We start from the raw sequence: 19,171 nt of genomic DNA on the forward strand, positions 1-19,171 counted from the left end.
CGCCCCCCCCCCCCCCCAACTTGTGTGTGTGGTTGGGGGGGGGGGGGGGGGGCGGGGGGGGCCGCCCCCCCCCCCCCCGGGGGGGGGGGGGGGCGCCCCCCCCCCCCCCCCCCCCCCCCGCTCCGTTGCCGTGTCGCGCGTCAGTTCTCCTGCTTGAGCAGCCGCTCCAGGATCGCCAGGGACTCGCGGGGCGACTCGGACTGTGCGCTGAGCCGGTCCATCACCGCGAGGTAACGGTCGACATCATCGCGCTTGTCCAGATAGAGCGCGCTGGTCAGCTGCTCCAGGTAGACGATGTCCGGCAGATCCGGCTCCTGGAACCGCAGAATCGTGATCGGACCACCGGCCGCCGCCAGTCCGCCGAGGCTGAACGGCGCGATCTGCAGCGTGACATTCGGCAGCTCGGCCATTTTCAACAGATGTCTGAGCTGACCCGCCATCACGTCCGGGCCGCCGAGCGGACGGCGCAGCGACGCCTCGTCGATCACGGCCCATACCCGCGGTGCATCCGGAACGGTCAGCAGCTCCTGACGCTGCACGCGCAGCTGCACCCGCCGATCGATCTCCTCCGGGGAGGACCGCGGATGACCGAGCTGCGCCACCGCACGGGCGTAGTCCGGGGTCTGCAACAGGCCCGGCACGAACTGGACTTCGTACGTACGGATCACCGAGGCAGCCTCTTCGAGACCGATGTGCGTCTCGAACCAGCCGGGCAGCACATCGTTGTACTGATGCCACCAACCCGGACTGCTGGTCTTGCGGGCCAGCTTGAGGAAGTCGGAGCGGATCGCGTCGTCCGTGACGTGGTAGAGCGTCAGCAGATCGGCGACATCCCGCTCCTTGCAGCTCACCCGGCCGAGCTCCAGGCGGCTGATCTTCGCGTGCGAACCGCGGATGGCGTCCCCGGCGGCCTCCCGGGTGATGCCCGCCCCTTCACGCAGCCGGCGAAGCTGGGTACCCAGCACGATACGCAGAACGGTCGGACCGCCCCGCGGATGCTCCAGATAGCGGCGCAGGGACGGATCGCTGCTCGGCTGCGCGGCGGTCATGCTGACTCCCCAGAGTGGTCGGGCGTGCGCCCAGTGTCCCACCGCCCCGCGCGGTTCGTACAGCCGGGGCGACTACCCGATCGACATATGCGCCAATTGCGCGGCGCACCGTCAGTGGCCGGCGATGAGGTCGTCGAAGTCACCGTCCTTGGCTCCCTGGACGAAAGCCACCATCTCGTCGCGGGTGTAGACGAGCGCCGGACCCGAGGTGAACCGGGAGTTGCGCACCGCCACCCCGCCGTCCGAAAGGACGGCCAGTTCCACGCAGTTGCCGCTGGGGTTGCTGCGTCGGCTCTTGCGCCAGACGGCGTCTTCGATGCTGGTCGCCTGCATGCCGTTGGTCACCGGCTCCATCACACTGCTCCCTTGCTGGAGGTCTCTCCTCCGACCGATCCCGAGCCTGCGATCACCTTGGCGTGAACGAGCCCCTGAGCGGCCGTCCTTACTGATGTAATTGCAGATGCACTTGCATCATGGGACGGCTGACGAGGATATTAGCTCTCCGAGGCAGTCCGGCCCAGCCCCGAAATCCCCCTCGCGGAGATGTTGATGACCACACATCCGGCAGAGACCGTGCACGACGCCCTCCGGGATGAACCGTGTGAGGACAACTGGTGGATGCCCTCCCCCGACGGCTTCGCCGCCTGCGCCCTCAGCGGCTCCGCACGCACCGTGCCGGAAGCCCGACGGTTCACCCGGGCGACTCTCGCCGGCTGGCAGACGTGTGCCGACGTGACCGATGACGTGACCCTGGTGGTCTCCGAACTCGTCAGCAACGCCCTGCGCTACGGCACCCAGGCCACCGGGGAGGGCGGTGCCCCCGACGCACCCGTCCCCTTCTGTGATGCCTGGCTCGCCCTGACCCGGCAGAACTCCACGGTGCTGTGTGCGGTCTCGGACGCCGGCCCCGGCGCGCCCGTCGTCAAGCCCCCGGATGCCCTGTCGGAATCCGGGCGCGGTCTGCATATCGTCGACCAGCTGAGCGATGCATGGGGCTGGACGGCGCCGGACCGGACCGGGAAGACGGTGTGGGCGACGGTCTCGATGCGCGGCTGAGGCAGGCCCGTAGGGACGTGGCGCCGGCCCGTACCCGCGGAACGGCGCGCGGTCCTGCCGTGTGTGACCATTCCCGGGTCGCCGTCACCCGAGCGGAAAGCCCGAGAAGCCGATGGATCTGCTGTCCCTGCGCTACTTCCGGGCGGTCGCGCGCCGGGAGCACATCAGCCGGGCCGCCGAGGAACTCCGGGTGGCCCAGCCCTCGGTGAGCCGGACGATCGCCCGGCTGGAGGCCGAGCTGGGCGTGCCGCTCTTCGACCGGCAGGGCCGCACCATCCGGCTCAACCGCTATGGCGCCGCGTTCCTGGCCCGGGTCGAGCGTGCGCTGGACGAACTGGACGACGCCCGCCGGGAGATGGCCGATGCCGCCGGGCTCGACGACGGCGGTGTCGCCGTCGCCGCCGAGACCCTGTTGCCCCTCACCGAACTGCTGGCCGGATTCCGCGCCGCCCACCCGGGTGTCACCGTCCGGTGCTCCCAGTCCACACCTGATGTGATGCGGGATCAGCTGCGGGCGCGGGAGGTGGACTTCTGCTTCGCCTCGCAGTCGCTGTCCGGGCCCGGTCTGGGCGCGGTGCGGCTGCTGCACGAGGAGGTGCTGCTCGCCGTGCCGGCCGGTCATCCGCTGGCCTTCCGGGAGCGCCTCACGGTGGCTGACATCGCCGATGAACCCTTCATCACCACCCGGGCGGGACACTGGCAACGAGCGCTGCTGGAGCGGCTGTTCGCCGGGATCGGACGCCGTCCGGTCATCTCCTGCGAGGGTGATGAGCCGGGCGCCACACACTTCCTGATCGCAGCCGGTCTCGGTATCGGCCTGATGCCCTCGCTCGCCCGCGCCGATCTCGATCGGGCGCCGCTCGCCTGGCTGCACCTCGACACCCCTGACTGCGTCCGGACCCTGAGCCTGGTCCGGCGCGAGGACAGCTATCTCTCCACTGCCGCCGCGCGGTTCCGTGACATGGCCGTCGCGCACTTCGCCGAGCGGGGACAACGCATCGCTGCGGCACGGGAGGTGGGGCCCTCGGTGGGGCAGCCGTCGCGGTCCGTCCGATAGAGGGACTCGACCGGTGGAGGCGCGGGCGCGGCGGCCGGCCGTGGCGCAGGGTCCCGGCGATGCCCGCCCGCCGCCGGGCGGGGGCCGGTACGGCGGCACCTCGCCCGGCCGCCCGTCCCCTATGCCTCGCCCGCCAGGCCGTTCCCGAGGCCGAACGCCTCCAGCAGTTGCTCGGCCGCCAGCGTCGCGGTGATCTCGCCGTCGCGCACCGCACGTTCGACACCGGGGCCCAGCCGGCGCACCTCGGGGTGTTCCTGGAGGCGGTCGATCAGCCGCTCACGCACCATCGACCAGGTCCATTCGACCTGCTGGGCGCGGCGCCGCTCGGCGAGTGCCCCGGTGGACTCCAGGAGGGTGCGATGCTGCTCCACCCGCTCCCAGACGCCCTTAAGGCCGGTGCCCTCGCGCGCACTGCAGGTCAGTACCGGGGGTGTCCAGGCCGCGTCCGGGGGCTGCAACAGCCGCAGCGCACCGGCCAGTTCACGGGCCGCGGAGCGGGCGTCCCGCTCGTGCGGGCCGTCGGCCTTGTTGACGGAGACCAGGTCCGCCAGCTCCAGCACGCCCTTCTTGATGCCCTGGAGCTGGTCGCCGGTGCGCGCCAGGGTCAGCAGCAGAAAGGTGTCGACCATGCCCGCGACGGTGGTCTCCGACTGGCCGACGCCGACCGTCTCCACCAGGACGACGTCGTAGCCCGCGGCCTCCATCACCACGATGGACTCCCTGGTGGCCCGCGCCACCCCGCCCAGCGTGCCGGACGTGGGGGAGGGGCGGACGAACGCCGCCGGGTCCGTCGCCAGCCGCTCCATCCGGGTCTTGTCGCCCAGGATGGAGCCGCCGGTACGGCTGGAGGACGGGTCGACGGCGAGCACCGCCACCCGGTGTCCGGCGCCGGTCAGCAGCGAGCCGAGCGCATCGATGAAGGTCGACTTGCCGACGCCCGGCACCCCGCTGATGCCCACTCTGCGGGCCGAGCCGGAGTACGGCAGCAGCTCGACCAGCAGCCGCTGGGCCGCCACCCGGTGGTCGGGGCGGGTGGACTCCACCAGGGTGACGGCGCGGGCGATCCAGGCCCTGGAGCCCGCGCGGACACCCTCGGCGTACCGTTCGACATCGATCGTCGCAGGCATGACCCCCCGCTCAGAGCTCGTGGCCGAGGACCGAGGCCAGGTCCCGCACCAGGTCGTGCGCTGCCTCCGGGATGACCGTGCCGGGCAGGAAGACCGCGGCGGCACCCATGTCGCGCAGCGGCTGGACGTCCTGTGGCGGGATCACCCCGCCCACCACGATCGTGATGTCCTCCCGCTCCTCCGCGGCCAGCGCCTCCCGCAGCGCGGGCACCAGCGTCAGATGCCCGGCCGCCAGCGAGGACACCCCGACGATATGGACGTCCGCCTCCACCGCCTGGCGGGCCACCTCGGCCGGCGTCTGGAACAGCGGGCCGACATCGACGTCGAAGCCCAGGTCGGCGAAGGCCGTGGCGATCACCTTCTGGCCGCGGTCATGGCCGTCCTGGCCCATCTTGGCCACCAGAATCCGGGGCCGGCGCCCCTCTGCGCGCTCGAACTCGGCCACCAGATCCCGGGTGCGCTCCACACCGGAGGAGGGGCCCGCTTCGTCTCGGTACACACCGGAGATCGTACGGATCTGGCCGGAGTGCCGTCCGTAGACCGACTCCAGGGCGTCCGAGATCTCGCCGACCGTCGCCATCGCACGGGCCGCGTCCACCGCCAGCGCCAGCAGATTGCCCTCCAGCCCCTCGCCGGGACCGGACTCGGCCGCCGCGGTCAGCGCCCGCAGCGCGTCCTGGCAGGCGTCCTCGTCGCGCTCGGCGCGCAGCCGCTGGAGCTTCTCGACCTGCTGGGCGCGCACCGAGGAGTTGTCGACCTTGAGGACGTCGATCTCCTCGTCGGTCTCCACCCGGTACTTGTTGACGCCGATCAGGGCTTGCCGCCCCGAGTCGATCCGCGCCTGGGTACGGGCCGCGGCCTCCTCGACGCGCAGCTTGGGGATGCCCGCGTCGATGGCCTTGGCCATCCCGCCGGCCGCCTCGACCTCCTCGATGTGCTGCCAGGCGCGCCGGGCCAGATCGTGGGTGAGCTTCTCGATGTAGGCGCTGCCGCCCCACGGGTCGATGACCCGGCAGGTGCCCGACTCCTGCTGCAGGAACAGCTGGGTGTTACGGGCGATACGGGCGGAGAAGTCGGTGGGCAGGGCCAGCGCCTCATCGAGGGCGTTGGTGTGCAGCGACTGGGTGTGGCCCTGGGTCGCCGCCATCGCCTCGACACACGTCCGCGTGACGTTGTTGAACACGTCCTGCGCGGTCAGCGACCAGCCCGAGGTCTGTGAATGGGTGCGCAGCGACAGGGACTTGGGGTTCTTCGGCTCGAAGCGCTGCACCAGGCGCGCCCACAGCAGCCGGGCCGCCCGCAGCTTGGCGATCTCCATGAAGAAGTTCATGCCGATCGCCCAGAAGAACGACAGCCGCGGCGCGAAGGAGTCCACATCCATGCCCGCCGCCATGCCCGCGCGCAGGTACTCCACCCCGTCGGCCAGGGTGTACGCCAGCTCCAGGTCGGCCGTCGCGCCCGCCTCTTGTATGTGGTAGCCGGAGATCGAGATGGAGTTGTAGCGCGGCATCTTCTGCGAGGTGTACGCGAAGATGTCGGAGATGATCCGCATCGAGGGCTGCGGCGGATAGATGTAGGTGTTGCGGACCATGAACTCCTTGAGGATGTCGTTCTGGATGGTCCCGGCCAGCTTCTCGGGCGGTACGCCCTGTTCCTCGGCGGCCACGATGTACAGCGCCAGCACCGGAAGCACCGCGCCGTTCATCGTCATCGACACGGTCATCTTGTCCAGCGGGATGCCCTCGAAGAGCTGCCGCATGTCGTAGATCGAGTCGATGGCGACGCCCGCCATGCCGACATCGCCGGTCACCCGCGGGTGGTCGCTGTCGTAGCCGCGGTGGGTGGGCAGGTCGAAGGCGACCGACAGGCCCTTCTGGCCGGCGGCGAGATTGCGCCGGTAGAAGGCGTTGGACTCCTCGGCGGTGGAGAAGCCGGCGTACTGCCGGATCGTCCAGGGCTGGTTGACGTACATCGTCGGGTACGGGCCGCGCAGATACGGCGTGATCCCCGGATACGTCCCCAGGAAGTCCAGACCGTCGAGGTCCGCCTCGGTGTACAGCGGCTTGACGTCGATGCCCTCCGGCGTCTCCCACGTCAGGTCCGCCACGCCCTTGCCGGTGGCCTGCGCCACGGCCGCGGCCCACTCCCCGGTGTCGCCGGCGGTGTCCGCCGCGACCGGCTTCCCCAGCTCGACCGTGCTGAAGTCCGGGATGGCGCCCGTCTGCTGTGTCGTGTCGTTCATCACGCCACCTCCATGACATCCAGGGCCGAGGACAGCACCTCGACCGCGTCGCAGCCCGCGAAGACGAAGGAGTCCACCCCGGCCGCTACGAATTCCTCCCGGCGCTCACCCGGCTTGCCGGCCAGGTGCACCCGCAGCGCCCCCGCCGACTTCAGCGCGGCCGCCACGGCCGCCGCCTGCTCGCCGTACACCGCATCGCTCGAACACAGACAGGCGATGCCTGCGCCACTGCGGGCGAACGCCTCGGCCACCGACTCCGCGTCCACCGACGCGGGCTCCTGCACCGTCTCGATGCCGCCCGCCTGGAACAGATTGGCGGCGAACGCCACCCGCGCGGTGTGGGCCGCGACCGGGCCCAGTGCGGCCAGGAAGACCTTCGGGCGGGCGCCGCTCGCCGCCAGCCGGGCATCGGAGCGCGACCGCAGCCGCTCGTAGTCGTCGTCCCTGCGCACCCGCGGCAGCCCTCCCCCGGACTCCGTCCGGGCGGACCGCCAGCCGATCGGCGCGGGTGCCGGCTCGCGGTGTACCGGCGGCTCGGCGAGATGGGGGAACTCGCTGACGCCGGTGATCGGTTCGCGCCGGTGCGCGAGGTCTTCGGCGCGACGCTCCCAGGTGCGGGCCAGCCGGCCGGCGATCATCCCGGAGCGCAGCGCCGCGGCCTGGCCGCCCGCGCCCTCGATCTCCTGGAACCAGGCCCAGGCCGCACGGGCCAGCTCGTCGGTGAGGCTCTCCACGTACCAGGAGCCGCCCGCCGGGTCGATCACCTTCGACAGATGCGACTCCTCCAGCAGCACGGACTGGGTGTTCCGGGCGATCCGGCGGGCGAACGCATCGGGCACGCCCAGCGCGGCATCGAACGGCAGCACCGTCACCGCGTCCGCGCCGCCCACGCCCGCGGACAGCCCGGCGACCGTGGTGCGCAGCATGTTCACCCACGGGTCCCGACGGGTCATCATCACCGTGGAGGTGACGGCGTGCTGGCGCTGCGCCGACGCGGCGGGCGAGGCCCCGCACACCTCGGCGACCCGTGCCCACAGCCGGCGGGCGGCGCGCAGCTTGGCGATCGTCAGGAACTGGTCCGCGGTGGCGGCATAGCGGAACTCCAGCTGCCGGCAGGCGTCGTCGATACCGAGACCGGCGTCCGTCAGCTGCCGCAGACAGGCGACGCCGGTGGCCAGCGAGGCGCCCAGCTCCTCGGCGGCCGAGCCGCCCGCCTCGTGGTACGGCAGCGCGTCGACGGCCAGCGCCCGGATGCCGGGCGCCTCGGTGGTGCAGCGTGTGGCCAGCCGGGCGGCGGACTCCCACTGGAGGCGCAGCTTGGCATCGTCGCCCGTACGGGCCAGCAGGCCGAGCGGGTCGGCGCCCAGGCAGCCGACCGCCTCGCTCAGCGGTGCGCCGGACGCGGCGTAGAGCCGCAGCAACTCCTCGGCGGCCGGCCGGAAATCGGCGCCCGCGTCCAGTACCACCGCGGCCAGGTCCAGATAGACACCGTCGAGCGCGCGCTCCAGGCCGTCCACCGGCACCCCGCCGTCGCCGACGGTCAGCCAGACCGAGGTGACGCCGTTCTCCAGGTCGGCCAGCACCGATTCATTGGCGCGCTGCGGATCGGTGTGGACATGGCGCTGGCGTACGTCCCACCCGGCCACGGTGGTGCCCTCGGGCCGGCCGGCCCGTACGAACGGCGGGAAGCCCGGATGGCCCAGGGCGGCCGTACCGTCCTCGGCGGTGTAGAGCGGGCGGATGCGGATGCCGTCCTGCAGATCGGTGGCGAGCGCGTCCTCGGCGGCGGTGCCCGTCGCCTCTGTGACGCCCGATTTGCGCAGCACGCCTTCGACGAGGAGCTGCCACTGCTCTCGATCGGCATCGGGGAAGGCGGAGGCCAGGGGGAGTTCGGGGGACTCGGCGGTCATGGCAGCAGGCTAGGCGAACGACCGTTAGCTGGAGCAGGGGCTCCAGCTGTGACGTTGCACTCGTTGACCTCTCATGGATCTTCATATTTATGCGCCGGAAGGGGCAGGTGGGGCGGTTCGGCCGTATGGCGCGGAGTCATCTTTTTCCGTAGGGATGCGCCTGCCGCGGGCCGTGTCAGGAGGATCAGTACCGTGGGTGCGGCACCCGACCGAGGAGCGCGATGTCCAAGGCGCCGATGATCCGCACCGCGGCCGTCGCCGCTCTGCTTCTCGCCGCCGTCGCCGTACTGCTGTGGGCGCTGCCACGGACCGCTCCTCCCGGCCGCGCCGCGCACTGCGGCGGGCGCCGGATCGCCTCCTGGTCCACCGATTCCCGGCATACCGCGGAATTCGCCCGTTATGGCGATGACAACGCCCGGGTGGACGACTGGACCGGCGGTGACGGCACTCACTCGGTGCGCCTGCCCGACGGCCGCACGCTCTGGCTCTTCTCCGACACCTTCCTCGACCGGATCCAGTCACCGCCCAACCCGCAAGGGGAGAAGCACCGTTGGCGCACCGCTGACAGCGGCGGCGCCCCGGTCCTGCGGCACAACTCCGCCGTGGTGATGTCCCGTTCGGGCCGGCTGGAGCGCACCCTGACCGGCGGCACCGCGGCCGCCCCCGGCCCGTTCTTCCCCGACCCGCCCGGCGGCGGCTGGCGCTGGCCGGTGCGCGCGAGCGTGGAGCCCCGTACGCCCGGCGCACACGAGAAGGTCGTCCGGGTGCTGCTGTGGAACCGTGCTCCCGGCACCGGGCCGTGGATCTTCGGGCTGCCACGTGCCACCGAAGTGGCCACGCTGTCGCTCCCCGGCCTGCGCCTGGAAGGCATCACGGAGACCGTCGGCCGGACCTCCGTCGCCGACCCGGGCCGACGCGTCCTCTACGGAGCGGCGGCGGTCCGCGACGGCGGCTGGACCTATCTCTTCGGCGCCGACGACCCGCCCTCGTCGCCGGCCTCCAGCGCCTATGTCGCACGGGTCCCCGGCGGGCGGCTCGCGGACCGCGGAAGCTGGCGGTTCTGGGACGGCGCCCACTGGCAGCGGCGGGCCGGGCGGGCCGGGCCGGTGCTGCGGGCCGGCGGCCGGCGCGGCGTCGGCAGCGCCTTCACCGTCGTACGTGACGGTCCGGCCTGGGTGCTGTTCACCATGGACACCGGGGGCGGCGGCGCGGCCGGGATGCGGGCGATCACCACCTACTGGTCCTGCTCACCCCACGGCCCCTGGCACGGGCCGAACGGCCGTCTCACCCCGCCCCGCCCGCCGGCCGCCGACCCGCAGTATGTCGCCGCCTACAACCCCCAGATACACCCCGAATTCACCGCGAACGGGGAGTTTCTGCTCAGCTACGACATCAATTGGCTCGGTCCGCCCGGCGTCCCGGCCGATCCCCGGCTCAACGGCGATGTGGAGCTCTACCGGCCGCGGTTCCTGCGGGTGCGGACCGGGCCCGTCGGGCGGTGACGGTGGCGCGGCGGGCGCGCCGCACCGGCCGGGCTCCCCGCGCGGTGTGGTGTCAACTCCCGTGTTCCGCACGCCACTTACGGGCCTCCTCGTCGATGTCGAACGGTGCGAGACGGAGCGGCGGGCCGTCGAGAGGCGTACGCAGCGCGGCGTGGATCCGATCGTTGACCGCGGTCAGGATGCGGCGCAGCGCGGCCTCGGTGGGGGCGTGGGCCGCCGTCTCCAGGGCGTCCTCGGCCTCCTTGCGCAGGGCGAGGCCGGGCGGCAGACAGGAGAGGTGCTCCCGGCTCATCTTGTCCTTGATCCACCACATCTCGTCATACGGCTGGTCGAGGTGGGGGAGGGGCTTGCCGGCACCGGAGAGACCGGCGAACTCGCCGCGCTCCGTCGCCTCGCGGATCTGTCTGTCGATCCAGGTCTCGAAGGTGACACCGGGGGGTTTGCGCTCGGTCATCGCGTCAGTCTCCCGAGGTTTCGGCGTCCGGCCGGCTCGCTCCTCCTCCGGCGCGGTGCGGGTGGGCGGCGGCCCGTCTCCACGGTAACTCGGGCCGGGCCCGTGGGGCCGGGACCGGTCAGCCCGTCGTGCCCGGGGGCGTGCCGGTCGGACCCGCGTCGGTCGGGCCCGAGCCGGTCCGGTTCGGGCCGGCCGTGCCGGTGCCGGTCGGGGTCGGTTCGACGACGGGGAAAGCGTTGTTGCCACCGCACACCATCGGGCCGACCCGGACGGTTTTGCTCACGAGGGTCACGGTGACCTCGCCCGACGGCCTGTTCCCGGGCACCCGGGCGTTGGCCGCGGTGCACACCAGCTGGTTCAGCGAGGCGGAGTCCAGCAGCTTGACGTCCATGGGCAGGGTGATCACGACGCTGCCCACACGGGTGGCGGCGGTCAGCGGGCCGGGGAACTTCGGCAGCACGCTGGACAGCCCGCGCATCCGCTCCGCGTGGTTCGGCCCCTTCATCAGCAACTCGATGGCCAGCTCCGGGTCGGCCGGCGCCTTCGCCCGCCGGGTCGCGGAGCGCAGGCCGGAGGGCCCATAGAAGAACAGCTGGACATCGGCCGCGGGCTGGCCCGGTGACTTCACGCCGGTGGCGGGCTCGCCGGCGTCGATGACATCGGTGGGCGCGATACCGCAGCCGGCCAGCGCACCGGCCAGTGCACCGGTGAGGATCCCGGCCAGCGCGCCGGTGAGCGCAACGGTCCACACCCGCCGGGCACGCGTCGTACGCAGGGCGTTCCGGGCGTTCATGGCGCTCATGCGTGGGTCTCTTTCCGGGCTTCGGAGCGTACGCCGCCCCGGTCGTCGTCCGCGGTCCGCTCCCCGGCCGCCCATGCGTCGTCCGGCGGGCCGGCGCTCCCGTCGGCCGCCGGCTCGGCCGCCTCCTCGTGGCGCAGCGGCAGATCCACCGTGAACACCGCACCGCCCCCGGGGGAGTTGGCGGCGCGCATGGAGCCGCCGTGCAGCCGTACGTTCTCCAGCGCGATGGCCAGGCCCAGGCCGCTGCCCTCCGAGCGCGCGCGGGCGGAGTCCGCCTTGTAGAAGCGGTCGAAGACATGCGGCAGGACCTCGGGATCGATGCCGGGGCCGCTGTCGGAGATCTCGATCAGCAGCCGGTCCGCGCCCGGCTCCGGGACGTGCAGCCGCACCCGGACCGGCTCGCCGCCGTGGTGCAGGGCATTGCCGACCAGGTTCGCGACCACGACATCGAGCCGCCGCGGATCGAGTCCGGCCCGTACGTCCGCCGGCAGCTCCGCCGTCACCCTCTTCTGCCAGGCCCTGGCCTGCAGGGTCTTGCGGATGGTCTCGCCGACATCCACCTCGTCCAGATGGAGCGCCGCGGCCCCCGCGTCGAACCGTGACACCTCCATCAGGTCCTCCACCATCCGCGCCAGCTTCCCGGTCTCCTGGCTGATCAGCCGGACCGCCGAGGCGGTGTCGGGGTCGAGGGAGTCGGCGTCCTCGTCGAGCACATCGGTGACCGCGGTCATCGCCGCCAGCGGTGTCCGCAGCTCGTGCGAGACATCGGCCGCGAACCGCCGGGAGTTGGCCTCCAGGCGGCGCAGCTCGGCCATGCTCTCCTCCAGCCGGGCCGCCATGTCGTTGAACGTCCGGGACAGATCCGCGATCTCATCGGCGCCCTTGACCTCCAGCCGGGTGTCCAGCTTGCCCTCGGCGATCCGACCGGCGGCCTGCCGCAGACCCCGTACGGGCCGCAGCACACCGCGCGCGGCGAGCAGCGCCAGGACCACCGTCAGCACCAGCACCGGCAGCGCGCCCCGCTGGGCGGCACTCACCAGTGCCTCGACGTTGGACTCCTCGGCGTTCAGCGGGAGTTGCGCAAAGATGGTCAGCGCGGAGGCCCGGCCGTCGGACTGCCGTACCGGCATCCCGATCATCAGCCAGGGATTCCCGCCGCGGTCCACCCGCTGGAAGGCCGGCACATGGCGCTTCTCCACCGACGCCTTGAGGCCGGCCGGTATCACGACATCGCCCCGCAGGCCGCCCTCGCCGCTGTCCCGTACGCCGCTGTAATGCACGGAAATATCCCATTCCCGGGACTTTCCGGAGCGCTCCAGCTGGACCCGCAGCGAGTCCAGATCGGCCTGGGACGGCGGCACCGGGAGCTCGGGTGCCAGCGAGTTCACCTGCGCCCGCAGGTCGTTGACCGCGATGTCCTGGGAGCGCTGCAGTATGGCGTTACGGGCTTCCTGGTAGGTCAGCAGAGCGGTGGTCAGTGCGCTGACGGCGGCCACCACCAGGAACCCCACGACGAGCCGGGCCCGCAGACCCCGCAGCAGCTGGGGGTTCCCCGGCCGCAGGCGGGGGAGGGCCGGCACCCGGCGGCCGGGGCGCTTCACAGGGGTCCGAAGCGATAGCCGAAGCCGCGCACGGTCTGGACGTAACGGGGGCTGCGCGGGGTGTCCTCTATTTTCGTCCGCAGCCGCATGACACAGGCGTCGACCAGCCGCGCATCGCCGTGGTAGCTGTGCTCCCACACGTGCTCCAGCAGCTGCTGGCGGCTGAAGACCTGCCCCGGGGTGGCGGACAGGAACAGCAGCAGCTTCATCTCCGAGGGGGCCAGCGCCAGATCCTGGCCGCCCTTGGCGACGACCAGACCGGCGCGGTCTATGGCCAGTTCGCCGTAGGTCTCGACCGGGGCGGGGCCCGGGTCCGCGGCGGCCGGTGTGCCATCGGCGGGCAGCGCGGTACGGCGCAGCACCGCGCGCATACGTGCTTCGAGGACCTCGCCGCGGGCCGGCTTGACGATGTAGTCGTCGGCGCCGGCCTCCAGGCCGAGCACCACATCGAGGTCGTCGCCACGGGCGGTGAGCATGATGATCGGCAGCTGCCGCTCGGTGCGGATCAGCCGGCAGACCTCGAAGCCGTCCTTGCCGGGGAGCATCAGATCCAGCAGCACGATGTCGGGGCGGAAGCCCGGCAGGACCTCCAGCCCCTCCTCGCCGCTGGCCGCGGCCGCCACTTCATGGCCGCGCCGCCGTAGGGCCAGGGACACTCCGTCCCGTACGGCGGCGTCGTCCTCGATCAGAAGTACACGTGGCATGGGTCCAGTATCAATAAGTTTCATGATGGATCCGTAACAGGAGCAGCCTGCCCGGACTCCGGTGCATCTCACGTGGTGCAAGGCGGTGCGCAACGCAGTCACCGCCGGTCGGTACGCACACGAGCACGGTAGGGACGGGGTCGGGATGGCACGGCGCTTCGGTATTGAGGGCGGCATCATCGGAGTGGCCGCGGCGGCGGTGGTTTCACTCGCGGTTGCGGGGACGCTCGCCTTCGGCAATTTCGGAGCCACTTCCCAGGCCGAGGCGGAAAGCGTCGGCTCCGGCAAGGCCAAGCGGGCGGCCCCTGTTGCCCCGGTCGACTCCTCCATCGTGCACGCCTCGGACCGCCCCGGCCGCAGCCTGAACATCACCATCGACGACGGCCCGGACCCGGTCTGGACCCCGAAGGTGCTCGCCGTGCTGAAGAAGCACAACGTCAAAGCGGTCTTCTGCATGATCGGCCCGCAGGCCAAGGCCCACCCGGACCTGGTCAAGCAGGTGGTGGCCGCGGGGCACAAGCTCTGCGACCACACCGTCAGCCACAACACCGGTATGGATCACCAGGCGCAGAGCTATCAGTCGCAGCAGATACTCGACGCGCAGAAGATGATCGAGGACGCGGCGGGCGGCGCACAGGTTGAGTACTACCGCGCCCCCGGCGGCGCCTTCACGCCCTACAGCCGGAAGCTGGCCGCGGAACACGGTATGCGGCCACTGGGCTGGAACGTCGACAGCAAGGACTTCGAGGGCGGCACCGTCGAGGGCATCGAGACGACGGTGCGCGGTGAACTCCCCAACGGGCCGACGGTCCTGTTCCACGACGGCGGCGGCGACCGCGCCCGGACCGTCGAGTCGATGGACCGGCTGCTGCCGTGGATGCAGCAGCAGGGCTACGGGTTCGGGTTTCCGAAGCGCTGAGACGAGAGCTGTCCGCGGTCGGTGACCGCCCTGTCGGACACCCCGGGGCCTGTCCGTCACCGACCTGCCGGACAGGCCCCGGGGTGTGCCGTCGTCTCCCGGCTCACCGGGGCGACGGCCTCCTCCCCGGCCGCACACCGTGTGCGGCGCGCCGGCCTCACGCCGCGCCGAACAACTCCGCGAGGCCGTGGTCCATGCCGAGGTGCGCCGGCTCGCTGCCCGCGGGCACGGCCTTGTAGGAGCGGGCGAGGAACAGCCGGACGTCCGAGGTCTTCAACTGGACCATGGCGATGCCCTCCTGCGCGTGGAACTCCATCACCGTGCGGTCCGGGCCGGACGGCCGCACCCGTACGTCGCCCCGCCCGGCCGGTGTCCGAAGCCCCTCGTCGAGCAGCTCCCGGGCGAACGCCCAGTCCACCGCGCAGCCGTCCAGCGAGATCTCCGGCGGGAAGAACATCCGTACCGCCAGCGGATCGGCGGGCGCATAGTGCAGCACCGCCGGCACCGCATGCGGGCCGAAGGTGGTGGCGATGAGGCGAACCTGGACGGCTTGGTCGATGACGGTGTTCATCGCGCTGCTCCCCTTACGGCGGTCGGGTCTTGGGCAATGGCTCGTCCATTAGGACGGTGTGCCCGCGCTCGCCGTGCACGCGACATGTGTGTGATGTTTCTCATGTTGTCGAGGGCTTGTCCGGCTGTCCGCGCGAGGCGGGTGCGGAGCTGTCCCTCTCCCTGACCGCCGGGTCGCGAGCGGCGCTGCCTTCGGCACCGGCCCGGCTCCCGGGAGCCCCGTCCTCCGCGGACCGGGTCCGCCGCACTCCGAGCGAGCCGTCAAGGGTGGTGCGACCGGCGCGGGCACGGCGTACGATCCGGCCGGCAGGCGCAGCGCAGGCCGCGGGTGAAGTGCCCCTGCCGCTACGGCAGTCGCTGTTCCGGAAGCTGATCCGGCGCCCCGGGGTGGCTCAGGAACTCCTCCAGGAGCCCCGGGGCCGCCGCCGCGGCGAACGCCGGGGCCTCGGTGGCCGCGAGGTCCGGGATGCGATAGCCGTCCTCGCCCGCCGCGACCGCGGCGGTGAGCGTGACCAGGCCGGCCCTGCGGGTGAACGGCGAGGTCGAGAACGTCCAGGCGGCAATGGCCTCGCGCTGGAGGGCGAGGGTGTCGCGGCTGAAGGTGCCCGAGCGGGCGACCAGATACGGGCCGTGTACGCCGTGCCCCAGACTGCGGTACGCGTCCCGGGCCAGCCACAACACGCACACCGTGGTGACCACCGCATAGATCCAGGCGCAGTGCAGCAGCACGGGGGTGAACGCCGCGCCGAGACCGGCGAGGACGGCGGTGCCGGGCAGTACCGCCCACAGCAGTCCGCGCACCCGGCGCCGGCGAAGGGCGCCACGGGGGTGCGGTGTCAGCGCCGCCGGTGACGCGCTCCCCGGGAAGGGCGACCGCAGGGCGCCGCCCGCCACCCGCAGCGCCTCCGGGCGGGGTGCCGGGGGCAGCAGCCCGCTGCGCTTGCGGTTCTCCTCACGGTTGCCCAGACCGCCCGCCACCGCGCGCACCAGCGCCCCGCCACCGGCCCGCAGCAGCAGCGGTTCGCGCAGCAACACCCCGCGCAGCCGCGCCCGTTCGATGGTGACCGAGCGGGTGGTGAACAGGCCACGGTGCACCCGCAGCGTGCGCGTGTCGGTCCACTCCAGGCAGTAGTTCCACCAGTTCTCGATGTACAGGGCGACGGCGCCGACCGAGCCGAGGGCGAGGATGACGAGCAGCGCCGCCGGGACCGTCAGCCAGAGGGCGCTTGCGCCGAACTCGGTGAACGCGCGCTGGACGAAGCCGAGTTTCCAGGCCTTGATGCCGATGCCGTCCAGGACCCGGTAGGCCGAACCGGCCACCACGAACACCCCGCCGATGACCCAGAAGGTGAGCGGCGCATACCGCAGCCAGCGCCAGCTGATCCGGGCCACCACGGGGTCGTTCGTGGCCGCCTCGGCATCCGCGTGGGCGAGCAGTTCGGCGCGCAGCCGTTCCGCCTCCGGGACCGTGAGTGCCTCCAGCGACAGTTCGCTGCGGCCGTCCCCCGAGCCCGCCGTGCCGGCCCGCAGCACGGTGACCCCCAGCAGCCGGTGCAGCGGTGACGCGGTCAGATCGACGGTGCGGATGCGGTGCAGCGGCACACTGCGCAGCCGCCGGGTCAGCAGCCCGCTGCGTATGTCGAGGGTGAGGGAGGCGTGCCCGTGGCCGCCGTCGGCAGCGCCCGCGTCCGGACTCCCGTGGAGGGCGACACGGAACTCCGTACGGGCCCAGCGGATCAGGCCGATCGTGGTGACGACGGCGAACGAGACGGCGATGGCGGCGAGTGTGACCCAGGCCCCGGTGGTGATCCGGCCTCCGGTGGCCAGCGCCGTCAGCGCCAGCGAACCGAGCGGTGCCGCCATCCATCCGCAGTGCACCAGAAGCGTGCGCGGATCCAGCCGCCGCCACTGGGCCGTTCCGGACGCGGTGATGGCAGGCGCACCCGGTATGTCACGGTCCATGCCCGGTACTTCGGGCTTTCGTGGCGCGCTCATGCGGCATCACCCGGTACGTCCTGCGCCGCCTCGCCGATCCGTCGGGACAGCTCCTCGGCGTCCGCGTCGGACAACCCCGCGATCTTGATGTCGCCCGCGGTGGAGGCGGTGGTGACGGTCACCGTCGCCAGCCCGTACCGCCGTTGCAGGGGCCCGCGCACGGTGTCCACCGTCTGCACCCGGGTCAGCGGCGCGATCCGTCGCTTCTGCCAGAACCAGCCGCCCGCCGCGTAGACCGCGCTCCCGCCCAGCTCCCAGGCGTGCACCGCATACCGCCACCGCGGCATGACCACGAGATAGCCGACGGCCGGCAGCACCAGCACGACCAGCAGCAACGGGCCCAGCCACGGCAGCGCGCCCGGGAAGAAGAGAAGCGACAGGACCGCCATGGCGAGTGCGGTGAGCAGCATCGGACCGCTGAGTGTCAGCAGCGCCTGGACGGTCCACCAGCGGCGGGCCCGCGGATCGACTCGATGGCGGGGTGGGCGCAGCAGGGGGGCGGCGTGCTCGGGCATCAGGTCACCGGTTTCCAAGTCAAGCGTATTGAGTAGCGATACGTTATAACGGTACAAGCGACTTGTAAAAGCGGGCCGGGAACCGAGCCGGAGCCGCGACAGGGGTCGCGCACTGCAGAGGGAGGTCATCCGTGCCCAAGAAGGTGGACCACGAAGCCCGGCGCCAGGAGATCTCCGAGGCGCTCTGGCGGATCGCGAGCACCCGCGGGCTGGACGGCGCGAGCCTGCGCGATGTCGCCGCGGAGGCCGGGATCTCGCTCGGCCGCCTGCAGCACTACTTCCGCACCAGGGACGAGATGCTCCTCTTCGCCCTGCGGCACATCAACCGGCTCGCCGCGGACCGGATCCGCACCCGCATCGAGGCGCTGACCGAGGAGCCGACGCCCCGTGAGGTACTGCGCGCCTGCCTGTCGGGCATGCTGCCGCTGGATGACAGGAGCCGTACCGGACTGCTGGTCGGCGCCGCCTACTTCGCCCGCGCCGTGCACGACGAGACCCTGCGCGCCGAGGCCGAGAACGGCATCCCCCAGCTCCGCGCCTTCTTCGCCGACCAGTTGCGGCTGGCCGCGGACCGTGGCGAGCTGCCGCCGGAACGCGCCACCGAGGACGAGGCGATGCTGCTGATCAGCATGGCTGACGGGCTCGCCACCTACGTCCTGCTGGGTGTGCACGACCCCGGGACCGCGCTACGGCTGCTGGATCTGCAGCTGGCGCACCTCTTCGGGGCGGGCCGCCCGGCGGACACACCGGCGCCGCCCGGCATCGGGTCCGCTGCGGCAGCCGCGTCCGGGTAGGCCAGGCGCCGCCTTCGTCCGCCGGTGGCCGCCCGGCACCGGCGGCGGAGCGGGCGTGAGCGGAACGCGCACCCGAACTGACCGGTGCCACCGCCGCGGTGGAGCGCCCCTCACCCTCGGCGCCCGCACCTCCGCCCTCACGGGCGAGCCCTATGCCTCGCGCAACAGAGCGGCGAGATCGGCCTCGACATCCAGATGTCCCGCCTCATCGCCCTGCGCGACGACCTGGTACGACCGGGTCAGAAAGGTCCGCAGCTCCCGGGTGTCGAACTGCACCACCGCCATGCCTCCGACGGCGTGGAACTCCACCACCACGGCCTCGGCGTCGTACGGCCAGATCTGCACATCGCCCGACCCGGCCGGCCCGTACAGGCCCTCCTCCAGCAGATCCCGCCCGAACGTCCACACCACCTCCGCCCCGTCCAGCGACGCGGCGGGCGGAAAGACCAAACGCACCGCGAACGGATCGGCACGGTCATAACGCAGGCTCGCCGGAATCACCTGCGACCGGGGAGCGGTCGCGATGAGACGGGCCTGAACGGCTTGTTCGATGACGCTGGACATCGCCGGCTCCCTTGCATTCGGTGCGGATCGTTGGGCCTTTGGTCACTAGGACGCGTAGGCCGTCGTGCCAGGTGCATTGGATTCCTACGTGACGTGCATCACGGGCCTTTGAATATGCGTATATGCCCTCTTTCTTGTGCGCCCGGAGTGAGTGATCGGCCGTCGGACGCTTGATGTGATGGGTCGTCAGGCGTGTCGGCGTGCGGTCGCTGCGCCGTGATCCCGACTTCACGGGCCGCCGAGGGCTCTTGTTGCCGAGGGTTCTCGTTGCCGGTTGCCGGTTGCCGATCCCGGGGAGCGGGAGCGGGGT

Annotated in this window: 18 protein-coding genes; 5 read left to right on the forward strand and 13 right to left on the reverse strand. The window is 72.0% G+C overall.

From position 1 onward, the window contains the following. Positions 1–140: 140 nt before the first annotated feature. Both ACGFWI_RS22615 and ACGFWI_RS22620 read right to left on the reverse strand, forming a co-directional pair. A complete protein-coding gene (locus tag ACGFWI_RS22615) occupies positions 141–1,049 on the reverse strand; it encodes a helix-turn-helix domain-containing protein (protein WP_393907785.1) in 909 nt (302 codons plus the stop codon). Between the two features lie 111 nt (positions 1,050–1,160). Then, complete coding sequence (locus ACGFWI_RS22620; RefSeq protein ID WP_393907786.1) at positions 1,161–1,403, reverse strand: DUF397 domain-containing protein; 243 nt, start codon at positions 1,401–1,403, stop codon at positions 1,161–1,163. Positions 1,404–1,598: 195 nt separating this feature from the next. Here ACGFWI_RS22620 and ACGFWI_RS22625 point away from each other — a divergent pair, with 195 nt between their 5' ends. Then, positions 1,599–2,105, forward strand: coding sequence for an ATP-binding protein (locus ACGFWI_RS22625; RefSeq protein WP_393907787.1), 507 nt, complete (start codon positions 1,599–1,601; stop codon positions 2,103–2,105). A gap of 112 nt (positions 2,106–2,217) precedes the next feature. Continuing rightward, a complete protein-coding gene (locus ACGFWI_RS22630; protein ID WP_393907788.1) occupies positions 2,218–3,162 on the forward strand; it encodes a LysR family transcriptional regulator in 945 nt (314 codons plus the stop codon). Positions 3,163–3,281: 119 nt separating this feature from the next. On the opposite strand, the gene meaB is transcribed toward ACGFWI_RS22630, so the two are convergent. Genes meaB through ACGFWI_RS22645 form a run of 3 tightly spaced genes read right to left on the reverse strand, consistent with a single transcriptional unit; the run spans position 3,282 to position 8,441 of the window. Continuing rightward, positions 3,282–4,289, reverse strand: a complete 1,008-nt coding sequence (gene meaB / locus ACGFWI_RS22635) for a methylmalonyl Co-A mutase-associated GTPase MeaB (RefSeq protein ID WP_393907789.1) — start codon at positions 4,287–4,289, stop codon at positions 3,282–3,284. A gap of 10 nt (positions 4,290–4,299) precedes the next feature. After that, positions 4,300–6,531: a methylmalonyl-CoA mutase gene (scpA, locus tag ACGFWI_RS22640; RefSeq protein WP_393907790.1), complete on the reverse strand. Its 2,232-nt coding sequence runs from the start codon at positions 6,529–6,531 to the stop codon at positions 4,300–4,302. After that, positions 6,531–8,441 (reverse strand): methylmalonyl-CoA mutase family protein, encoded by a 1,911-nt coding sequence (locus ACGFWI_RS22645; RefSeq protein WP_393907791.1) that lies wholly within the window; start codon positions 8,439–8,441, stop codon positions 6,531–6,533. The genes scpA and ACGFWI_RS22645 overlap by 1 nt, the downstream gene beginning before the upstream one ends. A gap of 221 nt (positions 8,442–8,662) precedes the next feature. On the opposite strand from ACGFWI_RS22645, the gene ACGFWI_RS22650 reads away from it, so the two are divergent. Continuing rightward, complete coding sequence (locus ACGFWI_RS22650) at positions 8,663–9,943, forward strand: DUF4185 domain-containing protein (protein WP_393907792.1); 1,281 nt, start codon at positions 8,663–8,665, stop codon at positions 9,941–9,943. A gap of 52 nt (positions 9,944–9,995) precedes the next feature. Here ACGFWI_RS22650 and ACGFWI_RS22655 read toward each other — a convergent pair whose 3' ends face one another. The 4 genes from ACGFWI_RS22655 to ACGFWI_RS22670 all read right to left on the reverse strand — a co-directional run bounded on the left by ACGFWI_RS22655 (position 9,996) and on the right by ACGFWI_RS22670 (position 13,504). Continuing rightward, positions 9,996–10,397: a DUF1992 domain-containing protein gene (locus ACGFWI_RS22655; RefSeq protein WP_393907793.1), complete on the reverse strand. Its 402-nt coding sequence runs from the start codon at positions 10,395–10,397 to the stop codon at positions 9,996–9,998. Between the two features lie 118 nt (positions 10,398–10,515). Beyond that, positions 10,516–11,199 carry a hypothetical protein gene (locus ACGFWI_RS22660; protein WP_393907794.1) on the reverse strand — a complete coding sequence of 228 codons (684 nt, stop codon included), beginning with the start codon at positions 11,197–11,199 and terminating at the stop codon, positions 10,516–10,518. After that, on the reverse strand, positions 11,196–12,800 hold the full coding sequence (locus ACGFWI_RS22665) for an ATP-binding protein (RefSeq protein ID WP_393907795.1): 1,605 nt from the start codon (positions 12,798–12,800) through the stop codon (positions 11,196–11,198). Before ACGFWI_RS22665 ends, ACGFWI_RS22660 begins: the two co-directional genes overlap by 4 nt. Then, complete coding sequence (locus ACGFWI_RS22670; RefSeq protein WP_393907796.1) at positions 12,797–13,504, reverse strand: response regulator; 708 nt, start codon at positions 13,502–13,504, stop codon at positions 12,797–12,799. Before ACGFWI_RS22670 ends, ACGFWI_RS22665 begins: the two co-directional genes overlap by 4 nt. Before the next feature lie 145 nt (positions 13,505–13,649). Here ACGFWI_RS22670 and ACGFWI_RS22675 point away from each other — a divergent pair, with 145 nt between their 5' ends. Continuing rightward, positions 13,650–14,423, forward strand: a complete 774-nt coding sequence (locus ACGFWI_RS22675; protein WP_393907797.1) for a polysaccharide deacetylase family protein — start codon at positions 13,650–13,652, stop codon at positions 14,421–14,423. 157 nt (positions 14,424–14,580) lie between these two features. Here the strand turns inward: ACGFWI_RS22675 and ACGFWI_RS22680 are convergent, their stop codons facing one another. The 3 genes from ACGFWI_RS22680 to ACGFWI_RS22690 all read right to left on the reverse strand — a co-directional run bounded on the left by ACGFWI_RS22680 (position 14,581) and on the right by ACGFWI_RS22690 (position 17,503). Then, complete coding sequence (locus ACGFWI_RS22680) at positions 14,581–14,994, reverse strand: SsgA family sporulation/cell division regulator (protein ID WP_393907798.1); 414 nt, start codon at positions 14,992–14,994, stop codon at positions 14,581–14,583. Between the two features lie 344 nt (positions 14,995–15,338). Further along, positions 15,339–16,988 (reverse strand): PH domain-containing protein, encoded by a 1,650-nt coding sequence (locus ACGFWI_RS22685; RefSeq protein ID WP_393907799.1) that lies wholly within the window; start codon positions 16,986–16,988, stop codon positions 15,339–15,341. After that, positions 16,985–17,503, reverse strand: coding sequence for a PH domain-containing protein (locus tag ACGFWI_RS22690; RefSeq protein ID WP_393907883.1), 519 nt, complete (start codon positions 17,501–17,503; stop codon positions 16,985–16,987). Before ACGFWI_RS22690 ends, ACGFWI_RS22685 begins: the two co-directional genes overlap by 4 nt. 131 nt (positions 17,504–17,634) lie before the next feature. Between ACGFWI_RS22690 and ACGFWI_RS22695 the strand changes: the two genes are divergently transcribed. Then, positions 17,635–18,297 carry a TetR/AcrR family transcriptional regulator gene (locus ACGFWI_RS22695; protein WP_393907800.1) on the forward strand — a complete coding sequence of 221 codons (663 nt, stop codon included), beginning with the start codon at positions 17,635–17,637 and terminating at the stop codon, positions 18,295–18,297. A gap of 150 nt (positions 18,298–18,447) precedes the next feature. Here ACGFWI_RS22695 and ACGFWI_RS22700 read toward each other — a convergent pair whose 3' ends face one another. Next, entirely contained in the window at positions 18,448–18,861 is a 414-nt protein-coding gene (locus ACGFWI_RS22700) for an SsgA family sporulation/cell division regulator (protein ID WP_393907801.1), read from the reverse strand. Between the last annotated feature and the right edge of the window lie 310 nt (positions 18,862–19,171).

The organism is Streptomyces sp. NPDC048434, from assembly GCF_043200375.1.
In the GTDB taxonomy this organism is placed as follows: Bacteria; Actinomycetota; Actinomycetes; order Streptomycetales; family Streptomycetaceae; genus Streptomyces.

What these genes read in the sequence shown, in the direction of transcription:
- ACGFWI_RS22645 (WP_393907791.1), bottom strand. Translation starts at nt 8,441, where the DNA reads ATGACCGCCGAGTCCCCCGAACTCCCCCTGGCCTCCGCCTTCCCCGAT.
- ACGFWI_RS22675 (WP_393907797.1), top strand. Translation starts at nt 13,650, where the DNA reads ATGGCACGGCGCTTCGGTATTGAGGGCGGCATCATCGGAGTGGCCGCG.
- ACGFWI_RS22685 (WP_393907799.1), bottom strand. Translation starts at nt 16,988, where the DNA reads ATGAGCGCGCCACGAAAGCCCGAAGTACCGGGCATGGACCGTGACATA.
- ACGFWI_RS22625 (WP_393907787.1), top strand. Translation starts at nt 1,599, where the DNA reads ATGACCACACATCCGGCAGAGACCGTGCACGACGCCCTCCGGGATGAA.
- ACGFWI_RS22660 (WP_393907794.1), bottom strand. Translation starts at nt 11,199, where the DNA reads ATGAGCGCCATGAACGCCCGGAACGCCCTGCGTACGACGCGTGCCCGG.
- meaB (WP_393907789.1), bottom strand. Translation starts at nt 4,289, where the DNA reads ATGCCTGCGACGATCGATGTCGAACGGTACGCCGAGGGTGTCCGCGCG.
- ACGFWI_RS22670 (WP_393907796.1), bottom strand. Translation starts at nt 13,504, where the DNA reads ATGCCACGTGTACTTCTGATCGAGGACGACGCCGCCGTACGGGACGGA.
- ACGFWI_RS22620 (WP_393907786.1), bottom strand. Translation starts at nt 1,403, where the DNA reads ATGGAGCCGGTGACCAACGGCATGCAGGCGACCAGCATCGAAGACGCC.
- scpA (WP_393907790.1), bottom strand. Translation starts at nt 6,531, where the DNA reads ATGAACGACACGACACAGCAGACGGGCGCCATCCCGGACTTCAGCACG.
- ACGFWI_RS22650 (WP_393907792.1), top strand. Translation starts at nt 8,663, where the DNA reads ATGTCCAAGGCGCCGATGATCCGCACCGCGGCCGTCGCCGCTCTGCTT.
- ACGFWI_RS22700 (WP_393907801.1), bottom strand. Translation starts at nt 18,861, where the DNA reads ATGTCCAGCGTCATCGAACAAGCCGTTCAGGCCCGTCTCATCGCGACC.
- ACGFWI_RS22680 (WP_393907798.1), bottom strand. Translation starts at nt 14,994, where the DNA reads ATGAACACCGTCATCGACCAAGCCGTCCAGGTTCGCCTCATCGCCACC.
- ACGFWI_RS22615 (WP_393907785.1), bottom strand. Translation starts at nt 1,049, where the DNA reads ATGACCGCCGCGCAGCCGAGCAGCGATCCGTCCCTGCGCCGCTATCTG.
- ACGFWI_RS22690 (WP_393907883.1), bottom strand. Translation starts at nt 17,503, where the DNA reads ATGCCCGAGCACGCCGCCCCCCTGCTGCGCCCACCCCGCCATCGAGTC.
- ACGFWI_RS22655 (WP_393907793.1), bottom strand. Translation starts at nt 10,397, where the DNA reads ATGACCGAGCGCAAACCCCCCGGTGTCACCTTCGAGACCTGGATCGAC.
- ACGFWI_RS22630 (WP_393907788.1), top strand. Translation starts at nt 2,218, where the DNA reads ATGGATCTGCTGTCCCTGCGCTACTTCCGGGCGGTCGCGCGCCGGGAG.